Here is a 19910-nt window from a genome sequence, read left to right on the forward strand (position 1 = left end):
AGCGGCCTTTTTTGGGGCCCTGTAATTTGACCTGGTGGGGTGCGATCAGATGATGCCCTTGCGAATTCCCTTGGCCACAGCTCCGGCCTGGGACTGGACGTTGAGTTTTTTGTAGGTGTTGGCGACGTGGAATTTTACGGTGTGTGGGGAAAGCTGGAGCAGGTCCGAGATTTCCTTGATAATTAAGCCGTCGGCGAGGTGTTTGAGCACTTCGATTTCCCTCTCGGTAAGGTCGTGTTCCTTCGGAAGAGCGTTGGTTTTGGGGAAGGCGTTGAGGACGATGGATGCGACCTGCGGGTCCAGTGAGGCCCCACCTTCCATGACGTCTTGAATACTGTGCACAATCTGATCCATGCTGGTGTTCTTGAGCAAATAGCCGTCGGCGCCGGCGCAGATGGCATCGAAGACATCCTGTTGCTTGTCCGAGCCGGTGAGCACAATACATTTAATTTCGGGTGCGATATCCAGAATATGTTTCAGGCCTTCGATGCCACTCATGCCCGGGAGGGAGATATCGATCAACATAGCTTGAGGTTTTTCCTCGCACTGTGGCAGCGATTCCAGAGCTTCTTCACAGGATGAAAAATCACGTGAGCACTCGATGTGATCGGTCGAGTTCAGCATTTCCGCCAGGTTCGAGCGGAAGGCAGCATTGTCCTCGATCAGCCAGAGGGCGACAGGAGCGGGAGTATCTCGGTAGGTGTTAGGCATGAGACGAATGGTGGATGGGCGTGCTGAGTATCACGCAAGTTCCCTCGTTCGGGGCAGATTGGACGATTAACTCGGCTCCTAGAAGCTTAGCTCGTTGTTCCATGTTCGACAAGCCGCGCCCTGAGCCGCTATTGGCCGAGGTTTCGCAGTGGGGATCAAAGCCGCAGCCATCGTCACGCATGGAAATTTGCAGCTGGCTGTCGATGATTTCAGCGCGGATGACCATGGTGGTGGCTTTGGCGTATTTCGAGCAATTATAGAGGGTTTCCTTAACCAGCAGGGTAATATTCCTGCGGGTGGCTACCGGCACGATGGAGTTCTCATATTCGCTGGGAAAGTCATAACTGACGCGGCACTCAGAGAGGATGCTCTGGGAGGTGCGCTTGATTTGTTCCAGTAGGTCTGAAATGCGGATCACTCCGGTTTCGGTGTGCCAGATGATTTCTTTGAGCGAAACAAAGCTCTCCTGAGCGAGATGTCTGATTTCGCGTAATTTCTCTTCGGTTAAATCGGGGTCAGCCTGATTCTGCAGGCGGCTGGTGATCATGGAAATGGTGCCAAGGTTGCCGCTGATGTCATCGTGCAGATCGGCTGAGATCTGCTTCTGAACCTCACGGACTGCGCGATTTTTCGAGGATCTGAGGTGAATGATCCAGAGGAGAATGGCAAAGAGAATGATAGTGGCCGCGGTGATACCGAGCGTCCAATAGCGCTGGGTGCGTGTGATTTGGGCAACGACCAGGCTTTTCTCAACATTCGCCATGGCATTCTCGACTAATTGCCGCTTTGCCAGCTGTTCGATGTATTGCTTTTCCGGCACAATTTCTCGGCCATTGGTCAGACCGTCTACAAGCAGGCGCGGATCGGATCCAAGGCTGTTGCTCGGCGCGTGTGTAAGTTTGATGCTCTTCCCCTTGGCCAGGTTGACGCGGTTGGGGCCTTCGTCACCAAGAACTCGAATTTCACCGAGGGCCAGGATCGGGCGACCACGATATTGCGGGAGTTCGGTGGTGGTGATTCGGAGGTAACGGGCGTTGTGCGAATAGAGCGGATGCCAGCGCATCTTTTGGATCAATGGCGCTTGGATGGTGGTGGACTTGATCAAGCCACCCTCACCGAGGTGATTGAGGAGATCGATCCGGTAGGTCGTGGGCATCGCCAAGGCTGGGATCGGGAGCTCGGGCAGCGTTGCGGCGTAGAGCTCGACCCGCCCCAGGCTTTCGCTTTGTCCCAGATCGATCAAGATTTCAGGTGGCTCTGTGATCTCGCTGTTTTTGGGGAAATAGCGGATAAAATCGGGTGTTTGCTGAGCGGCATGCTGGAACTTGCCGAGGTGCTGTTTGCGATCGACTAAATAGTTTAAACTCCAAAAGGTATCGAGCTCGGTAGAGCTTGATGCGGTCAGGCTATGTTTGGATGGGAGTCCGATGTTATTTCCGGCGCGGAAGACCATCAGCTCGTCGAGAGCAAAAAACTGCGTCTCCCCATCGAGCGCTCCCCGCGTTACCGTGAGGATGATGTTTTGCACCTTCATTGCCGGCATGGTGAATATCACTGGTGACAGTCCGGGGTCTGGAAAATCCTGCTGAGTCCAGTCGACCACTGTGACCGCCTGCTCGGGTGCTTCCGCACTAAACACCTCGATTTTAAAACGCCGGGGGAAGCCGTAATGATGCTTGAGCGAAAATGCCGGGTAGCAGGCTGGGACCAGAGCGATGGCTTCAATGCTAAGCGACAAATCTGTATGAAGCTGAAGCTTGATCCACTCTTCAAAATCCGCATCTGGAATGGAAACCGGATGACGTGCACTGAGGTAGCCAAACGTCTCGCGTGGCGGAGAGGTTTGTGTTTCCGATGGAGGAAACCTGCTGAGCTCTCGGCGTAGCCAGCTAGCTTGCTGCTTCAGGGCCGCGACACTTTTCGCAGGGATCAGACTTGGTTCAGTGTATCGATCGGCATGATGTTCAATGTCCTCGGGGCTGTGCGGGAACGACTCTCTTTCCAAGCGCAAGCTCTGAGCCCCAGCCGTGAACGTGGCAAGGGTGAGTAGGAAAAGGGCAAGGCGGGTAGACATACGGACCACGAAGGTAGCGGAAGTCTCAATCTTGGTGTTTCAAATACGACAAGACAACCATCAATCAGCCTTCCTCGAAAATGTGATGCCCGGGGTCAGAAGGGAAAGCATTGACTCAGGGCTGATGAGTCGGAATCCTATGTGCATCATGCGCCTCATCTTACTCAGCTCGATCATTCCCTGCGTCCTTCTCTTATCGTCCTGTTCCGGAGTTTATTACGGAGCGATGGAAAAAGTGGGTTTCCACAAGCGAGACATCATGATTACCCGGGTGAAAAAAGCCCGCAGCAGCGAGCAGAAGGCGAAGGAGGTGTTCAACTCCGCCCTCGATGAGTTCTCGGCAGTGACGGGGTTCAAAGGTGGAAATCTGGAAAAGCAATACCGCCGCGTGAACAAGGCGTATCTGTCGGCCGAAAAGCAAGCCGCCGAGGTGAAGGCACGCCACGACGATGTGGAGAACGTTTCCAAGGCGCTCTTCAAGGAGTGGAAGAAGGAGATCAAGCAGTATGAAAATGTCGAGTTTAAGGCCGAGTCTAGCCGACAGCTCAAGGCCGCCCAAGAGCGCTACACCCGCCTCATGGCCGCCATGCGCCGTGCGGAAAAATCGCTGGACCCGGTGCTGCGCAAGTTCCGCGATCATAACCTCTTCCTGAAACACAACCTCAACGCCCGCGCTATTGCCTCGCTCGAGGGTCAGGTGAAAACCACCCGCATCGAAGTGGATCGATTGATCCGTGAAATGGAGGCTGCCATCGCTGAGGCCGATACCTTCATCAAGCAGCTCGAGCAGCCGTAAGGGGGATTTTTTCTCACTGCCGCGAACCAAAGTCTCGCCGACTTCATCCAGTCTGGCAATTTGTCGGACATCGGTTAGGGTTGGAAGTGCCAATGGAGAAGTTCCAACAGTTTGTCACTCTTTGGGCGCGGTTGCTGTATGTGGCCGCGGTGAAGTGGTGGCGGCGGAAACATGCAGATGAAGCCGCGGCCTTGGCATTTTACTCACTGATCTCGCTGGTTCCGATTTTGTTAGTCGGGGTGTCGATCGCCTCGATCTTCGTCGATGAACAAACGGCTACCCGGATCTTACTGACCGAGGCGGACAAGGTGGCCGGCGCCACGGTGCACGGCTACTTCGCCCAGATCCTGAAAACCGACATCCAGTGGGCGGGCTCCGCGATCTCGCCGGTGGTGGGTGGTCTGCTGCTCTTCTTCGCCGCCACCAAGGTGATTGCCGAGCTGCGAAAATCTTTGGGAAAGGTCTTTGGCTCACCTCGCAGAAAGGGGCGCAAGGCTGCGCTTTCAGGGCTTGCGGGGCGGTTGATTGCGCTGATTATGTTAGTGGCTTTGGGCATCTTTATTGCTTCGGCGGTGGTGTTCGAGACCATGATGGGGGTGCTGGTGAACTCGCTCAATGACTCGCCCTTGCTGCTGCGAATTGCCTCGGCGGTGTCGCCGGTAATTTCCTTTGCTGGCCTTGCCTTTTTAGCGGCTGTGGCGATGCGACTGCTTCCGGTGCGACCTCCCAAGTTCAAGGAAGCGCTGATCGGAGGCTGTGCCAGTGGCGTGCTGCTGGTCGGGCTAAAAGTCGGCCTCGCCCAGTTCCTGCAACACACCGATGTGGGAAGCTTTTACGGCAGTGCCCTGACCCTCGTGCTGGTGCTGTTTTGGATTTATTTTGCGATGCAGACTTTCCTCTACGGTGCAGAACTCGCGGCCGAGCTGGCGCGCAGTAGGCGGACCGAGGAACGACGGATTGAGAGAGAGCTGGAAGAAGCCCGACTTGAAACGGCTCGACTGCTGGAAACTCAGGTGGTGCCCGATGATGAACCGGGTGGCCCGATGAAGCAGACGTCGAGCTAGGAGGGCGTTTTTCCCGTGTCGGGAAATGAAATGGTTTGGCATCGCGCCAGATTCTGGCAGGGCTGTGGGCATGGCAGGTTCTCATGCATCCACTCCGAATCAGGAATTACTAGAAAGAAACCTGCGGCTTTTTGTCTGGTTCCGCGCCTTCTTTAACGCGCGCTTTTACTACCCGGTGTTCGCGGTGTTTTTCACCGACCTCGGCCTAACCATGGCGCAGTTCCTCTGGCTGAACGCGATCTGGGCCCTGACGATTGTGATTTTCGAAGTGCCGTCTGGTGTGCTGGCGGACCTGGTGGGTCGGCGCAAGCTGGTGATCTTCTCCGCGCTGAGCATGGCGGTGGAAATGCTGCTGCTGATTGTGGCTCCGCAGCACGGCGGCTGGGGGCTCTTTGCCATCTGCGCGGTGAACCGAGTGCTCAGTGGACTGGCGGAGGCGGCGGCCAGTGGCGCGGACGAGGCACTGGCTTATGATTCGCTCAAGCTACTCACAGACGATGCGGGCAAGATCGAGCACCGGTGGGACGACACCTTGGTGGCCGTGATGCGCTGGCGATCGCTCGGTGGGGTTTTGGCAATGCTGGTGGGAGGTTTTGTCTTCGACCATGAAGGGATGATTGCCATCTTCGGAGACTTCCCCCGCACCATCAGTCTGAAGCTGCCGGTGATTCTTTGTTTTGTTTCCGCCTGTGTTTGCGTGCTGCTCGCCTTCCGCCTGACCGACCTCGGGATTTCCAAAAAACAAGCGGGTCAACGGACTTCGGTGGTGGATGTCGGGCGCGGCATGCTGGCTGCTGCCGGCTGGGTGCTGAAGACCAAATGGATTGCCGCCTTGATCGTGGCCGCGGTGCTGATCGATGCCATCACCCGCACTTTTGTCACCCTGCAGAGTGAGTATTTCCGTTGGATCGAGCTTCCGGAATACAGCTTTGGCATCATCGGTGCAGGCATGTCGCTGGCCGGCGTGGTGGTTCCGTTTTATGTCAAACCGCTGGTGCGCAAGTTCGCGCCGCGGGTGAATATGCTGATTGCCGGAGGTATCGGAGTCGCTGGTCTGGCTGGAGTTTCATGGCTGCAGAATGGGGGAGGTATTGCCGCTACCTTTGTGATCATGCTGACCCTGATTCACGTGGGCTTTCTAATGAGCCGCTACATCAACCGGGACACGCCCTCGGAGCAACGGGCGTCGATTCTCAGTGTCAACAATCTCACCCTGAACATCGGCTATGGTCTCTTCTCCGGAGTGTTTGCGTTGCGATTGAATCACGTCGATTTTGGCGAGGCGATTAAGATGCTGCCTCTAGTTCTGCTAGTCGGAATCGGGCTTTGGTTTGTGGCGAGTCGCGGCGCTCGCAAGTCCGCCCAGCAGCAGGGTGCCGATGCCTAACAATAACCAAGCGGGCAGTCCCAGCGCCAAACCACAGAACCCAACGCCCAAAGCCACCGCCGCCGCAAGCAGGGCGTAAGGCAGCTGAGTGACCACGTGCTCCTGCGCAGTGATGCCGCAGGCGAAGGCTGAGACGATGGTGGTATCGCTGAAGGGGCTGCAGTGATCGCCAAAGACCGCACCACTGAAGACCGCGCCGATGACCGCGGAAAGCAGCACCGGCTGGTCGGGTGCGAGGTCGAGATACGCGGGTAGGGCCAGCGGCATCAGCAACGCCATGGTGCCCCAGGAACTGCCGGTGAGAAAACTGATCGCCGCTCCGGTGATGAAGATGGCGGCGGGGAAATAATCGACCGGAAAAGCTCCGCTCATCGAACTGGCCAGCCACTTTGCGGTGCCGAGCTCACCGAGGATCGAGCCAAAGGTCCAGGCGCTCACCAGAATAAGCAGCGGCCCTAACATGCTGGCCGCGCCCTCGCTGACGGCGGTGGCCAGTTCGGGTTGCCGTTTCCGCGGGAAGAAAAAACAAGCGGCTAACAGACCGATCACGCTGCCCAGGGTGAGCGCGTAGGGACCGGCATTGCCGCTGAAGGCGGTGGAGAGCTTGTCGCTGGTGACGGGCCAGAGAGGTCGGGTTTCCCAAAGGTAAAATAGGGAGACGATGCTGATGGAAAGAATGATGATGGGAGCGAGGGCAATCCAGATGGAGGATGTGCTGTCGGCCACCTCACTGCTTGTTTCGTGCGGAGTGGACTTGGCCTTTTTCATCGGGCCGAAATCCCAGCGCCGCCAGACGACGAGGGCGGCGAGGATGAGGGTGAAGAGGCAGTAGAAATTCTGCGGGATCGATTGGAAAAAGAGCGCGTAGGCGGACTCGGAGATGCCTCGGCCATCGATGGATTGCTGGATCAGACTCAGCTGGGTGGCGATCCAGGTGGAGATGAAGGCGATGCAGGCAATTGAGCTGCTGGTGCTGTCCACCAAGTAAGCCATCTTCGCGCGAGCGACACCGATGCGGTCGGCCAAGGGGCGGGTGATCCGTCCTAACAGAAGGCTGTTGGCCAGGCCATCGAAGAAGCAGAGCACGCCTAACAAGCCGGTGGCGGTTTCGAGTCGGCGGCGCGGATCGGCCGCATGTTTCCCCAGCAGTTTGTTCGCCACCGATTCAAACCCGCCGCCCCGTTCGATCACCACCGTGAAGGCTCCAAGGATCAGAGTGAACAGAATGGCACCCACTCGCCAAGGGCCTTGCATTGATGGGAAAAAGTGGTCTTGCACCAGGGCTAGGGTTGCATTTCCCCAGTGACCGTCGGTGAGCAGCACACAGCCGGCGAAGCTACCAGCCACCAGCCCCAGCACCGCTTGTCGCAGCAGAAGAATAGTCGCCAGCGCCACCACGGCCGGCCAGACAAAGGCAAGAGCCGACCCACTGGCAAAGGCAGAGATCAGCGAGCTAACAAGAAGGATGGAGGCCAGTAGGGCGACTCCGGAGCGGCGGACATGGTTCACGGCCCCGATATTGCACCGCCGTAAGCCAGAGCGCAAACCAAGAAGCGCGGCCCGATCATTCCTCGCTGACTTTCAGGCGGACAAACATTTTTCCCTCAGCAGCCATGCTTGCAGGGATGGCAACCGGGGTGGAATCACTGCTGGTGAGTTCGGCAAAAGCGGGGTCGCTCCAACTTGTCATGTCGGTGGAGATCAGCACCTGATAGAGCACTCCTTCTTGAGCGTTGTTGAAATCGTAGAGGTAATCACTGCCGCTGGGGGCGAGGGTGGGGAGGCCACTGGCATTGGCCACCAGAGGGTCGAGACCGAGGGCGAACTCGAGGAAGTTTTCAATGCCGTCGTGGTCCGGGTCGCCGGCGATGCTGGGGTCGTCGCCACTTCCCCAGGCGATGCCGCTCCGCCAGCCGTAGTAGCTTGTCTGGACGCCAGTCACGCTGAGGGTGACCGTAGCGGTCTCCGAGGTCAGTCCTCCGTTGGAACACTGGTAGGTGAAGCTATCGGTGCCAGCGAAGCCGCTGTGCGGGGTGTAGCTGAACGAACCGTCCGCTTGCAGGGCAAGTGTGCCGTGACTGACGTCACTGACCAGGGTGGCGGTCAGGGGGTCGTGATTGAGATCGATATCATTTTCCAGCACGCCACCTGCGGCAACATTCAGGGTGGTGTTCATGGCGAGCTCGTATGCGTCGTCCACGCTCAGAGGTGTCTTGGCACCGATGCCGGGCAACGGCCAGGAATCGGTGCGGAAGGGGGCGGCAGGTAAACCGGCGCCATTGTAGAGGTTGACATCATTGACCGGTGCCGGGCTCCAGGCGTAGCGCACGGCCACGGGCGATGCGACATTGGTGGAGCTGAGAATGACGTCGCTGCCACTGATCGAAGAAGTGGTCGCGGCGTGAAACACCTGGTCCGAACCGGCGATCTCGAACTCCGCGGGGGCAAGGCCGTTGTCGGTGGTCAAGCCGTCGGCATGGCTGAAGCTGATGGTCACCTGATTTCCAGTGATTGCGATGGCCTCGAAGCGTGGGCTCTCGGCGACGATGGATTCGCCCAGGGCGTATTTGCGTGCCAACAGGGCGAGGCGGCCGCCTGTTTTTTCCTTACTGGTATCAGTAGGGTGAATGTTTCCAGAGATCCCCGTATCGATATTCACCGCAACATAGCTGTTATTCAGCGTTAGAAGCTGGTCTTGGGATTCCCGGAACCATGGCCAGTAGGTTCCGTTGTATGAGGGGAGCTGCACGCCTAAAAAGGGGATGTCTCCCTGGCCGAAGCGTTCACGGTATTCTCTGACCAATTTAGGCAGAGCAAAACTGTAGAGGGAATAATCCGGAGCGCCGGTATTGGCTTCACCTTGATACCAGATGAAGCCAGAGATGCCGTAATTTCGCACCGGGTGAACCATTTTGTTGTAGAGAATATTGGGGCGCGTGCGCATGAAAATATCAGCGTCATTGTTCCCCGATGACCAGCCGTTGGCGATGATGCCGCTGATGGCGTCGACGTTGGACGAGTAGCCCAGGTTTTCCGCCCGGTCCGCGACGGTGTCGCCGCTGCGATACTCGCTGATGCTCTGATAGAGCTGCATCATGTCGTCAAAGTGGGGAAGCTCACCAGTGAGTTCTTGCGGCAGCCATCCCTCGATCGAGCTACTGCCCCAAGCGGCCCAGATGATGGCGACAGGCACATTGGTGGCTGCGTGCAGATCGTGCGCGAAGATCGAGCCCACGGCGGTCCATGTGCCGGCGGACGAGTTGGCCAGCCAGCTCATGCCAGCGCTTTCCTCTTCGGTGAGTGACCCGTCTTGATCGATTTTCAGGCAGCGGATGTTGTCGTTGGCTGCGATCGCCGTCGTGTAGGCATCGGCCCATGAGTTCATCTGGTTCAGGGTGTAGACCATGTTTGACTGGCCGAAGCAGAACCAGACATCGCCGATTAGAACATCGTTGATAGTTCGAGTGGTGCTACCGCTGGTGACCACGAGACTGTAAGGTCCGCCGGCAGTCTGGGAGGGCAGGCTGAGCTGCCAGTTTCCCGTGGCATCGGCGGTGCCATCGACCGTTGAGCCATTGATGCTGGCGGAGACGCTGGCATTCGGGTCGGCCGTGCCCCACACCTTCACCGCTTTGCCGCGTTGCAGCACCATTCGGTCTTGAAAGGGGGAGGCGAGGACGAGAGTCGGGTTAACATCACCTGCCGGGGAGCCTTGCACGTAATGAACGACCCTGCGTGACGAGGATATGGCGTGACTGCTGGTGGTAACGGAAATACGTCCGCCGCCGCTGGTGTCTTCATAGTGGCGGAATCGGTTTTGACTGCCGCCCACTTGTTCGTAGGTCATAAGAAAGCCGAAATCGGTATTTTCTTTGACCGTGACCGGGCTGCTGAGTTGGAAGGTGATGTAGTCGCCATCGCTGTAGCTGCCGTTGAGAGTGAAGGTTTCGCTGTGCACCGGGTCGACGGCGGTGTCGACATAGTAGTCGTCGCCATCGGTGGCCGTGGAGTGGCCGCTGCCGCTATCCCAGTCCGCCTCGCTGCCCTCGAACAGGCGCAGGGTGAGCAGATCATTGGAGAAGCTTTGAGTGCTGCTTTTTTTCACCGTGATACTGGAAATCTCGTAGGCGGTGCCGCTGCCGTCAGCTAGGGCGAACAGCTGGCCGCGCGCGTGATTGGCATCTGCGTCTTCATCGTAGAGTGAGGTGTCGGTGCTGCCAGTCGCCGAGGAGGCGATGACACCGGTGCTCGGAGCGCTGGACGAGGCTGTGACCGTTCCTGTCGGGGTGATCGGGCTGCCTTTGACGAAGTAAACGAAGTTTCGGGCTGAGGTGCTGTGACTGCTGGTGGTGATGGATGTTCGACCACCACTGTTGCCTTCACGGTAGCGGAATCGATCTTGAGTGCTGCCACCTTGGTCGTAGGTCATGAAAAAGCCAAAGTCGCTGCCCTCGCTGACGACCAGAGGGGTAGCGAGGGTGAAGGTGACGTAATGGTTATCGGAAATAGAGGCGTTCAGGGTGAATGTTTCACTGCGCAGCGGGGTAGCTGTGGTGCCGACGTAGTAGTCATCTCCATCAATGCTGGTTGTGTGGCCCGTTCCGTTGTCCCACTGTGCCTGACTGCCTCGGAAAATGCGAAGCGTGAGTGTGTCGTTACTGAACGCCTGGGTGCCGCTTTTCTTCACCGTGATGGCATCGATCTGATAAGCGCTGCCGCTGCCGTTGGGTAGCGAGAACAACTGGCCACGGGCGTGGTTCGAGTTTGCTGCCTCGGAGAAGATCGTGCTTTCGGTGCTGCCACCGGAGATCGATGCGATGATGTCAGTGGTCGGGGCAGCGGAGGAGCTGGAAACGGATTGGGCCAAGGCGTGGCTCGCGAAGAAAGCGAGGCTAAGGGAACAGGCAAAAAGTTGTCTCATATGAAATTGTGTGTGCAAGGACGCTAGCACGAAGTGAACCAAGATAGAGGCTAAAAAAACGGCTGGCCGCACGAAGCAGACCAGCCGTTAGTGTTGTGTGTGTGCTCTTGTGTTTGCAAGATCTGTGTTACTATCTCCGTCGGCGGAGGATGAAAGCCAGGCCGCTCAGGCCGAGCAGGGCTGCCGATGAGGGCTCGGGAATGGGCACGGCTGAGATTTGCACGTCGCCAATGCGGGTGGCGGCCTGAAGGTCGTTGTTGGTGCGGGTTCGATCGGTGAACGCGAGTCGGTAGGTCACCACTTCACCACTGGAGACGGCGACATTGTCATTAAAGGTCACAGTGCCCTGGTTGCCATTATTCGTCGCGCTATCGAAGGTTGATCCGAATTGCGAATAACCGCTCCCGTCAATGTCGACAAAGAGCCCGGCCTCGCGTGCGGAGTAGCTATTGCTGTTATTGGAGTTATTGAACAGTTTGAAGGATAGCTGGTCGAGGGTGAGGTCTTGGGCGGCGGTGAAACTAAATTGGATGTAAGCACCGGCTGCGAGAGAGTCGCTGACCGTGCCAGAGAGCACGCCACTGCCGCCTGCGTTGCTACCAAAGCGGAAGAGCATGTCGTTTTGGTCGCCTGCACCGTCGACTTGGTTTTGGCTGCCATGGACAAACCCGCCCGCGACATTGCTGCCTAGAACGCTGTTACTGGCGGGGGCTGAGACGAAACTGGCATCGGTGGTTCCGACGATGCTTAGAGCCGAATCAGATCCGTCGGAAGCTGGTAAGAGACTGTCATACTGTAAAACAACAGCGGCATGGGTGGCCGTCGTGGTGAGGGCTGTCGCCAGTGCGAGCGAGAGTATTGTGGTATTCTTGGATTTCATGATAAGTGATGGTGTTGATCTGTCAGGGGAGGGCTTTCCCCTGACAACAGGTTCATCGAGAGGTCAAAAACCTCTGCTTCTTATCCATACACGCTGGGTGCTGGCGAATCTATACACCGATTCACCATTTAGATGATTTTTTCTCATAAGGTCGCCGTGGCGACATATTTCAGCGGCGGAAAAAATCAATATCTGTCTGCCGATGGGGCCCTCCCTTACGGTCGTAGCAACTTGCGGTAGTCGGGAAATGATCCCTGGTCCACGGCCTTGATCGCGTTGCCGACTACGGTGGTGTAGTATTTCGCAGAACCCTGATTATCGATTTTGGCGATCGATTCTTTCGCCAAGGCGAGCTCTTTTTTGCTGCTAGCCACATCGCCAGCCATGTAGAGCAGGCGGGCTTTGGTGAAGTGGTGTTCGGTGCGCTTGGCCGGTTTGTCATCGGCATTAGGCACCGCGTAGTCGGCCAGTGCGATGTCAGCGTAGCTTTTCGCTTCCTCGCTTAAAGCGCCTTCGCGGGCTACGGAAACATCGATCATGTGGGTGTTGTAGCGTCCCTTGTAACGATTGTTCTGAATGTCTTTGCGGGTGGCGATCAGGGCGGGCCAGTTGTTGGTCGCGAGGTCGGCGTGCAGGGTGAGGCTGAATTTGATCGATTCGCTGTCGTCCAGAGTGGCGGCGAGCTTTTTCACACCTTCCCAATCGCCGGCGCGTTGCAGCGGGCGCAGCTTGGCGGTGAAAGCGGCTTTGCGTTGAGCGGCGTCTTGCTGCTGCAGAGCAAATGCCTGAGGGTCGAAGCTGTTGTCGAGCAGGCTTTCAACCAAGGCGTCATCGATCTGGCGAGGGTGAATGCTCAGCACCAGTTTGCCGTCCTTGACCACCAGCGCGCGGGGGATGCCAGTCACGCCGGCGGGTTTCATGACCTTGTCGGCAAAGGGTGACTTCCGTCCTCCGGAAAAGGCCACGCGGTAGGCCATGGCGTCGCCTTTTTTCGCGACGAATTTCTGCGCCTTTTCCAGTCCGTCCTCCCAGACGTTCATGCCGATGATGACCAGTCCTTTGTCGGCGTATTTGCCGTGCAGGGCGTTGACGTGGGGGATGGCGGCGATGCATGGACCGCACCAGGTGGCCCAGCATTCCAGCATGTAAACTTTCCCCGGCTCGTTCAGCTGAGCCACGGGAGTGCCCTGCACCCAGGTGACATCAGCCAGGGCGTCGGCCGGTAGGGCATCGCCGACCTTCAGTTGGGCGGCTTGAGGGGCCTGGGCGTAAGCGGTGGGGAGGAGGGTATTCGCTGCCGCGAATCCGAATGCCAAAGAGGCGAACGCAGCGAGGCGGTGGTTTTTTATGTTCATGTATTCTTCATAAACAGACACACAGCGCTTGAGAAGGTTAAAGGAGGGACGTGCTGGGGACGAGCTGACTTGGCTTTGAAGCGGCATGGGTCGGTTGGCGGGTGGCATGTAATGCTTCAGCCGATGAAGGGGAAGGACGCGGTATCCGGTAGGCGTTCAGTAGCACGGTCGACTCCGGCTGCCCCGCGGTCAGCAGCTTTTCCGCGAAGCGGCCTTCGGCCAGGTGGCGGTGGTAGTAGTCGAGAGCATTCTCCCGCATGATGCGCACTGCGGCAGGTGGCATGACGCTGGCGAGATCGAGGGCGCGCTTGAGCGACGCCCGATCGTGGAAGGTCAGGCAGTTCTCGCCATGCACCAGGTGCGGATCGAGGAAGTGGCCGTATTCGATGATGGGGATGGTGCCACAGGCGAGGCTTTCGATCAGGTTGTGGCAGAGTGGCATGGCGACGCCCGGGCAGCAGAGAAAGAAGTCGGCCCGGCTCAATATGGGTAGCCACTCATTGCTGGGAATGCGATGACGGCTGGATTCCACACATTGAAAAAAATGATCCGATGGCGTCCGCAGGTCTTGCTCACAGGCGACGTCTTTGCAATCGACTGCTCCAAAGTGCGCCTTGGTGATCTCCAGCACTTCGTTGCGCGGCATCATGTTAAATTTGCCTCGCACATTGCCCTTCGAATATTGCTTGGAGCGGGTGTTGCCGGCGAAAAAGAGGCGGATGTCGCGGGCGCTGGAGGTGTCCGGGCGCGGTGGGAAATAATTGCTCACGGTGACCGCCGGATGGACGAAAAAAGGGAACTCGAACTCGCTGGTGTCCGATTTTCGACGTTTATCATAGCTGATCCGGATGATCGCCTCGGCATTGGTCGGTGCTTTGGTGGGGTGGTCGGTGATGTAGATGAAGTCTCGATCGGGCAGCTGATTCTTGGGCACCGTATGGAAGGGAATATCGAGCAACAGGCGCTTGTAGCGCTTGCGATGCACGCTGGCGAGGAACTTGAACCGATCGGTGTAGGCGGGGTAATAGCCAAGCGAGAAGAAGTCGCGCACCAGGTGGAAGAGGTAGCGGCCCATGACATTGTCGATATCGATGTGATGGAAATCGTAGACCGCCAGATTACGTCGCGAGGAGTCCTCGGGGAGAGGTCGGTCGCGCAGCTCGAAATACGAGGCAATCATCCGTGGGTGCACGTAGCCGCGCAGGCAGTGGATGCCGCGTTGCGCTTGATGAAGAAGTTCCGGGATCATGGTTTTAATGGGCTTAGATGGCAGACTTGCGGGCGGATTTGACGATGCCGCGTGGTGTCCAGGTGGAGCCGCTGCTGCGGGTGGCGGCGCGCACAGCGAGGTTTTTCCGAATGCTCTCCGGGGTTTTGTAGCCGCGCGGGTGATCGAGGTGCAGCAGCACCGCGCGGTGGCGGAACTGCTTGGCCTGGACGCCAAGGTTCATCAGGCGCTCGCCCATCTCGCGGTCCTGGCCGCCGTATTGCATTGATTCGTCGTGACCGTTCACTGCGAGGATGTCTTGGGTCCAGCCGGAGGCATTGCAGCCATTCCAAGTGGCCTTGGTCGGGGTGATGCCGTCGGCGAGTCGGGACAAGGGTTTGTGCAGGCCGATTTTCATCATGCTGTCGAGCTTGTGAAACCCGCGCGTCCCGAGCCAGCGGGATTGAAAACAACGACCGCTGCGGATGTCTTCCTCGGTGATCGCCCGACTGAGGTCGAGCGGGAGTTTGCAGTATCCCCCCGAGATGAAGTGCCCCGGCTGCGCAGCGTCGAGGTGGGTGGAAACGAAGTCGTGGCGTGGGATGCAGTCGCCATCGCTGAAAATCAGGTAATCTCCTTCGGAAAAGAGAATGGCCTTGTTGAGGATGGTGGACTTGCGGAAGCCATCGTCGTCGTGCCAGACGTGTTTGATAGCGAAGGGGGCGCTGTGTTGGAAATGCTCGATCACCTTCCGGGTTTCCTCACCTGATCCATCGTCGGCGATGACGATTTCGAAGTTGTGAGTGTCCTGGTGAACATAGCCGAGCAAGGTTTTGCGGAGCCACTTCGGTTGTTTGTAGGTGCTGAGGATGATGCTGGTTTTCATGGATGCGGGTAGAAGACGTGCTTTTGACGTAGTCTATCGTGTTCAGTAACTTGCAGAGGAGTGCTTTAAGGTGACCTTCTCGTAACCTTCTTCGATGGGTGGGGAAGGTGGCAGTGGAGGTGGTCGGGATGAGGGCGATTCGACCCGTCCTCGGACATGAAAGAGGTGGAAAATGGGGTTGCTGAGTAGCTCGAAGCGGCAGAGGGAAAAGATGATAGGGTTAATCGGTGGCCACTTTTTTGCGCTGGTTTTCAGTGTCTTAGGCGCTTTGCTGTGGGGGCGGATTCGCGTGAAAGCAAATCGTCAAATTCTTTTGAGCAAATTATGCTTGTGAATTATTTCACAAGGAGTAGAAGCGGCGCGACGACATGGCTAATTTTTTCCCGCGATGGACCAATTTGCTACCGCTTAAGATAGCGGTATGTGTTATATTTGTAGTATTAGGGCTCACAGCAGCCTTCTCGTACTATGCTACCCCTAAAGCCCAGCGCGTGGGCTACCAACCTGATCAGCCGATTGCCTACGATCATGATTTGCATGCAAATCAGCTAGGTATTGACTGCCGCTACTGCCACAGCTCTGTGGATAAGTCGCCAAGTGCTGGTGTGCCGACTGCGAATACCTGCTGGAACTGCCACGAGCATGTTGCCAAGGGTTCGGACAAGCTCGGGCCGCTGCGCGCAGCGATGGGAGTGGATAAAGATCACGCCCCCATTGAAGGTGCTGTGAAGAAGCCCATCGAGTGGGTGCGCATTCACAAGTCTCCTGACTACGTTTACTTCGATCACTCCGCTCACGTGAACCGTGGGGTTTCCTGCCAGAGCTGTCACGGTCAGGTAAACCACATGGAGAAGGTGCATCACGCCAAGGATCTCAGCATGGCTTTCTGTCTCGATTGCCACCGCGCCCCTGAGAAGCACCTCCGCCCACTGGAGCAAGTTTACAATCTCGACTACAACGTACTCACTTACCTCGCTGACAAGGATGAGCTGAAAGAGCAGATCGGGTTTGAAGAAGGCGACTCCGCCGAAGAAGCCCAAGAGAAGCTGGGTAGCCTGTTGAAGACCAACTGGAACATCCATCCGAAAGACAGCTGTTTCACCTGTCACCGTTAATTTTTTTCCTAATCAATTTCACCTTTTCCCATCAAGCACATGAGCAATCGGAAGACCAACCTGCCGGGCAGACTGCCCGTCAACGAGCCGAAAACCCTGAACAAGCAGGACGGCAGCAAGATCTGGCGTAGCCTCGGCGAAAAAGAGGGCGAAGCCCGTTTCGATGAGGCCCTGGACCGCGAGTTTCTCGACGGCGCCGCCCAGATGGAGACGGAAGAAGAGCGTGAGATGTCACGTCGTTCCTTCGTCAAGCTGATGGGGGCATCCTCCGCGATCGCCGGTATGGGCTTGGCCGCTTGTCGCCGTCCGGAGAAGCTGATTGTTCCCTTCGCCGATTCTCCTGAGTGGAGCATTCCCGGCAAACCTGTTTACTATGCCACATCAATGCCTCAGTCGCATGGTGCGGCCTCTCTCGTGGTTACGACCCACGAAAACCGTCCGACCAAGATCGAGCCGAACAAGCGTCACGACAAAGCCGGCGGAACCGACACCTTCATCCAGGCGTCCATCCTCGACATGTATGATCCCGCTCGCTCGCGTGACATCCTCGCAGGTGGCGAAAAGAAAACCCGCGCCGAGCTCACCAAGGCTCTGGGCGAACTGGTCACCGCTAACAGCAAGGTGGCCTTCGTTTTCGGTGAAGACGAATCACCCACACGCAGCCGTCTGGTCAAGGAACTGAAAGCCAAATACGGCGCAGCCCGCTTCTTCAGCTACGAGCCGCTCACCGGTGAAGCCCGCAAGCAGGTCAATGCTGAGTCCTTTGGCTCCGGTGCTGACGTGGTGGCCGATTTCTCCGATGCCAAGGTGATCCTCTCTCTCGACAGCGATTTCCTCGAGCTCGACAAGCAAGGCCCAGTTAGTGGCTTCTACAAAAACCGCTTCATCGAAGGTCGCGGCTATGATCAGGACGCCAAGCCTGAGGGAATGAACCGCCTCTACATCGTCGAAGGTGGCTTCAGCCTCACCGGCGGTATGGCCGATCACCGTTTGCGCAAGGCTCCAAGCCAGGTGGTGGCGATCGCTGCCAAGATTGCCGAAGTCTGCGGTGCCAAGGTCACTGTCAGCGGCGACTACCAACTTTCCGAGACCGAAATCAAATGGGCCACCGAGTGTGCCAACGATCTCAAAGCCAACAAAGGCAAGTCCGCCGTGCTCGCCGGAACTCGCCAGAGCGCCGATCTGCACAAGATCTGCGTGGCGATCAACAGCGCGCTCAACAACTACGGCAAGACCCTCAAGCCCGTCATCACCGAGAAGGCCGGCTACGGCAACATGGACGAACTGGTCAAATCGCTCAACGGCAAGGAGCTCGACACCGTCATCCTGCTGACTCCTGCGAACCCCGTTTACGACGCCGCCGGATTTGCCGACGCCGCCAAGAATGCCAAGCTGGTTCACCTCGGCCTGCGCACCGATGCTACTGCCCACGCGGCCGACTGGCACATCCCTGCCGCTCACTACCTCGAAAGCTGGGGCGATTCCCGCACCGCTCTCGGCACCTACACCGTGGTGCAGCCAATGATTCTGCCACTTTACAATGGCGTTTCCGAGCTCGACCTCATCAACCTTCTGCTTACCGGCGAACTCTTCGATCCTGAAGCCGACGGTGGAAAATCCTCACCAGCCTACGATGCTGTCCGCAAGACCTTTGCCGGCATCGCTGACGAGTCCGACGCCAGCTGGATGCAGCTGCTGCGTGACGGGTTCTGGAAAAAGTCCAGCTACCCAGCCGCCACCGAGAAGGGTGGGGGAACTGTTGCCGTGACCGTGCCGAAAGCACCAAGCGCTGGCGACTACGAAGTGGTTTTCGCCACCGACGGATCACTCTACGACGGCCGCTACGCCAACAACTCCTGGCTGCAAGAGGCACCCGACCCAATCAGCAAAGTCTGCTGGGACAACGTCGCCATGGTTTCACCCGCCACCGCCAAGGAAATGGGTGTGTATGACACCATTCTCAAACTGCAGCCTAAGGGTAAGGTTTACGGCATCTGGACCGCTGAAAATGCCGGTGTGGATGAAGTCACTGGCGAGGGACAAAACCACGCCAACCCCATGGTGAAAGTCAGCGTCAACGGCGCCGAGCTCGAAGTCCCCGTGATGGTGGCCTTCGGTCACGCCGATCACGTCATCTCCATTTCTCTCGGTTACGGTCAGGGTTACGACAAAGACAACGAACTCGGTATCGACCCGGTCAACGAGTCCCACGTTTCTGTTGTCAGCGTTAATAACGGCTTCAATGCCTACAGCCTGCGCACCGCCGAGACTCCTTACCTCGTCTCCGGTGCCAAAGTCGAAGAGACCGGTAAGAAATACCCACTCGCGATGACTCAGGAGCACCACGCCATGTATGGCCGGGCGCTCGCACGTGAAATTTCCACCCTGCCTACCGATGGTGAGCACGGTAGGAGCTTCGAGGAGCAAATGGAAAGCGTGCCGAAGCAAGGCATGGACTCCCACATGCCCGAGAATATCTCGCTCTACAAACCTAAGGGCTCGGATACCTGGCACGACAAAGCCGCTGCTGACAAGCACCTCTTCGACGATCGCCAACAATGGGCGATGACCATCGATCTGAACAACTGCACCGGCTGTAACGCCTGTCTCATCGCCTGCCAGGCTGAGAACAACATCCCAGTGGTCGGTAAACAGCAGGTGGCCATGGGCCGCGAAATGCACTGGATCCGCATGGATCGCTACTTCGCCGCCACCGAGACCTACGATGACAAAGGCAACAAGATTCTCGACGATCATCACAACCCGGTTCTCGATGAGAACAACCCTGAGATGATTCCACAGCCTGTGGCATGTCAGCACTGTGAAGCCGCTCCTTGTGAGACCGTTTGCCCGGTGAACGCCACCGTCCACTCCGAAGACGGCCTGAACACCATGGCTTACAACCGCTGCATCGGCACCCGCTACTGCGCGAACAACTGCCCATACAAAGCACGTCGTTTCAACTTCTTCGATTACAACAAGCGCAACCCGCTGATCGAGAAAAACCTCTACAAAGGACCTGGCGGCAAGAAGGCCGTGGGTGAAGCACCGCACCTGCAGCGCAACCCGAACGTTTCCGTCCGGATGCGTGGGGTGATGGAAAAATGCACCTACTGCGTGCAGCGTATCCAATCGGCCAAAGGTAAGGTGAAAGCCAATACCAAAGACAAAGCGACAGCACTTGGCGGATCATCCGTGGATGTCAAAATGTCTCCTGAGGAACTTCGTCCGAAAGTCGACAGCGTGCGCACCGCATGTCAGGACGCCTGCCCGGCGAACTCGATTAGCTTCGGCAACATGCTCGATGGCGACAAAGCCCGCGTCATGCGTGCCCGCGATTCCAAGCGCAACTACTCCGTGCTCAACTACATCGGCACCAAGCCGCGCACCACTTACCTGGCTCGCGTCAAGAACCCGAATCCGAAGATGCCCAATGCCAAAGGTATCGGCCGCGCGACCATCACGATGCACTAAGTGCCCACCTCTTTAAGTTTCAAACTCTAAATTCCAACTA

The 19910-nt window shown here is 57.5% G+C and carries 13 protein-coding genes; 5 read left to right on the forward strand and 8 right to left on the reverse strand.

All coding sequences use genetic code 11. The features are described 5' to 3' along the window. Positions 1-45: 45 nt before the first annotated feature. Both JO972_RS03160 and JO972_RS03165 read right to left on the reverse strand, forming a co-directional pair. A complete protein-coding gene (locus JO972_RS03160; protein WP_309488550.1) occupies positions 46-711 on the reverse strand; it encodes a response regulator in 666 nt (221 codons plus the stop codon). Continuing rightward, positions 704-2785, reverse strand: a complete 2082-nt coding sequence (locus JO972_RS03165) for a sensor histidine kinase (protein ID WP_309488551.1) — start codon at positions 2783-2785, stop codon at positions 704-706. Before JO972_RS03165 ends, JO972_RS03160 begins: the two co-directional genes overlap by 8 nt. Positions 2786-2933: 148 nt before the next feature. Here JO972_RS03165 and JO972_RS03170 point away from each other — a divergent pair, with 148 nt between their 5' ends. The 3 genes from JO972_RS03170 to JO972_RS03180 all read left to right on the forward strand — a co-directional run bounded on the left by JO972_RS03170 (position 2934) and on the right by JO972_RS03180 (position 6032). Beyond that, positions 2934-3581, forward strand: a complete 648-nt coding sequence (locus JO972_RS03170) for a DUF2959 domain-containing protein (RefSeq protein ID WP_309488552.1) — start codon at positions 2934-2936, stop codon at positions 3579-3581. A 92-nt stretch (positions 3582-3673) separates the two neighbouring features. Beyond that, complete coding sequence (locus JO972_RS03175) at positions 3674-4645, forward strand: YihY/virulence factor BrkB family protein (RefSeq protein WP_309488553.1); 972 nt, start codon at positions 3674-3676, stop codon at positions 4643-4645. A gap of 70 nt (positions 4646-4715) precedes the next feature. After that, positions 4716-6032, forward strand: coding sequence for an MFS transporter (locus JO972_RS03180; RefSeq protein ID WP_309488554.1), 1317 nt, complete (start codon positions 4716-4718; stop codon positions 6030-6032). On the opposite strand, the gene JO972_RS03185 is transcribed toward JO972_RS03180, so the two are convergent. The 6 genes from JO972_RS03185 to JO972_RS03210 all read right to left on the reverse strand — a co-directional run bounded on the left by JO972_RS03185 (position 5955) and on the right by JO972_RS03210 (position 15281). After that, entirely contained in the window at positions 5955-7541 is a 1587-nt protein-coding gene (locus JO972_RS03185; RefSeq protein ID WP_309488555.1) for a Na+/H+ antiporter NhaC family protein, read from the reverse strand. The two genes, JO972_RS03180 and JO972_RS03185, sit on opposite strands and share 78 nt — an antisense overlap. 55 nt (positions 7542-7596) lie before the next feature. Next, positions 7597-10899: a sialate O-acetylesterase gene (locus JO972_RS03190; RefSeq protein ID WP_309488556.1), complete on the reverse strand. Its 3303-nt coding sequence runs from the start codon at positions 10897-10899 to the stop codon at positions 7597-7599. A 184-nt stretch (positions 10900-11083) separates the two neighbouring features. Beyond that, positions 11084-11833, reverse strand: a complete 750-nt coding sequence (locus JO972_RS03195) for a PEP-CTERM sorting domain-containing protein (RefSeq protein ID WP_309488557.1) — start codon at positions 11831-11833, stop codon at positions 11084-11086. A gap of 215 nt (positions 11834-12048) precedes the next feature. Further along, on the reverse strand, positions 12049-13188 hold the full coding sequence (locus JO972_RS03200) for a TlpA family protein disulfide reductase (RefSeq protein ID WP_309488558.1): 1140 nt from the start codon (positions 13186-13188) through the stop codon (positions 12049-12051). A 37-nt stretch (positions 13189-13225) separates the two neighbouring features. After that, positions 13226-14437, reverse strand: a complete 1212-nt coding sequence (locus JO972_RS03205; protein ID WP_309488559.1) for a glycosyltransferase — start codon at positions 14435-14437, stop codon at positions 13226-13228. Positions 14438-14450: 13 nt separating this feature from the next. Further along, positions 14451-15281: a glycosyltransferase family 2 protein gene (locus JO972_RS03210; RefSeq protein WP_309488560.1), complete on the reverse strand. Its 831-nt coding sequence runs from the start codon at positions 15279-15281 to the stop codon at positions 14451-14453. Positions 15282-15772: 491 nt separating this feature from the next. Here JO972_RS03210 and JO972_RS03215 point away from each other — a divergent pair, with 491 nt between their 5' ends. Then, positions 15773-16396: a cytochrome c3 family protein gene (locus tag JO972_RS03215; protein WP_309488561.1), complete on the forward strand. Its 624-nt coding sequence runs from the start codon at positions 15773-15775 to the stop codon at positions 16394-16396. Positions 16397-16435: 39 nt separating this feature from the next. Continuing rightward, positions 16436-19870, forward strand: a complete 3435-nt coding sequence (locus JO972_RS03220) for a TAT-variant-translocated molybdopterin oxidoreductase (RefSeq protein ID WP_309488562.1) — start codon at positions 16436-16438, stop codon at positions 19868-19870. Positions 19871-19910 lie beyond the last annotated feature (40 nt).

Source organism: Oceaniferula flava (assembly GCF_016811075.1).
Classification (GTDB): domain Bacteria; phylum Verrucomicrobiota; class Verrucomicrobiia; order Verrucomicrobiales; family Akkermansiaceae; genus Oceaniferula; species Oceaniferula flava.

What these genes read in the sequence shown, in the direction of transcription:
- JO972_RS03200 (WP_309488558.1), bottom strand. Translation starts at nt 13,188, where the DNA reads ATGAACATAAAAAACCACCGCCTCGCTGCGTTCGCCTCTTTGGCATTC.
- JO972_RS03210 (WP_309488560.1), bottom strand. Translation starts at nt 15,281, where the DNA reads ATGAAAACCAGCATCATCCTCAGCACCTACAAACAACCGAAGTGGCTC.
- JO972_RS03170 (WP_309488552.1), top strand. Translation starts at nt 2,934, where the DNA reads ATGCGCCTCATCTTACTCAGCTCGATCATTCCCTGCGTCCTTCTCTTA.
- JO972_RS03165 (WP_309488551.1), bottom strand. Translation starts at nt 2,785, where the DNA reads ATGTCTACCCGCCTTGCCCTTTTCCTACTCACCCTTGCCACGTTCACG.
- JO972_RS03205 (WP_309488559.1), bottom strand. Translation starts at nt 14,437, where the DNA reads ATGATCCCGGAACTTCTTCATCAAGCGCAACGCGGCATCCACTGCCTG.
- JO972_RS03180 (WP_309488554.1), top strand. Translation starts at nt 4,716, where the DNA reads ATGGCAGGTTCTCATGCATCCACTCCGAATCAGGAATTACTAGAAAGA.
- JO972_RS03220 (WP_309488562.1), top strand. Translation starts at nt 16,436, where the DNA reads ATGAGCAATCGGAAGACCAACCTGCCGGGCAGACTGCCCGTCAACGAG.
- JO972_RS03195 (WP_309488557.1), bottom strand. Translation starts at nt 11,833, where the DNA reads ATGAAATCCAAGAATACCACAATACTCTCGCTCGCACTGGCGACAGCC.
- JO972_RS03175 (WP_309488553.1), top strand. Translation starts at nt 3,674, where the DNA reads ATGGAGAAGTTCCAACAGTTTGTCACTCTTTGGGCGCGGTTGCTGTAT.
- JO972_RS03160 (WP_309488550.1), bottom strand. Translation starts at nt 711, where the DNA reads ATGCCTAACACCTACCGAGATACTCCCGCTCCTGTCGCCCTCTGGCTG.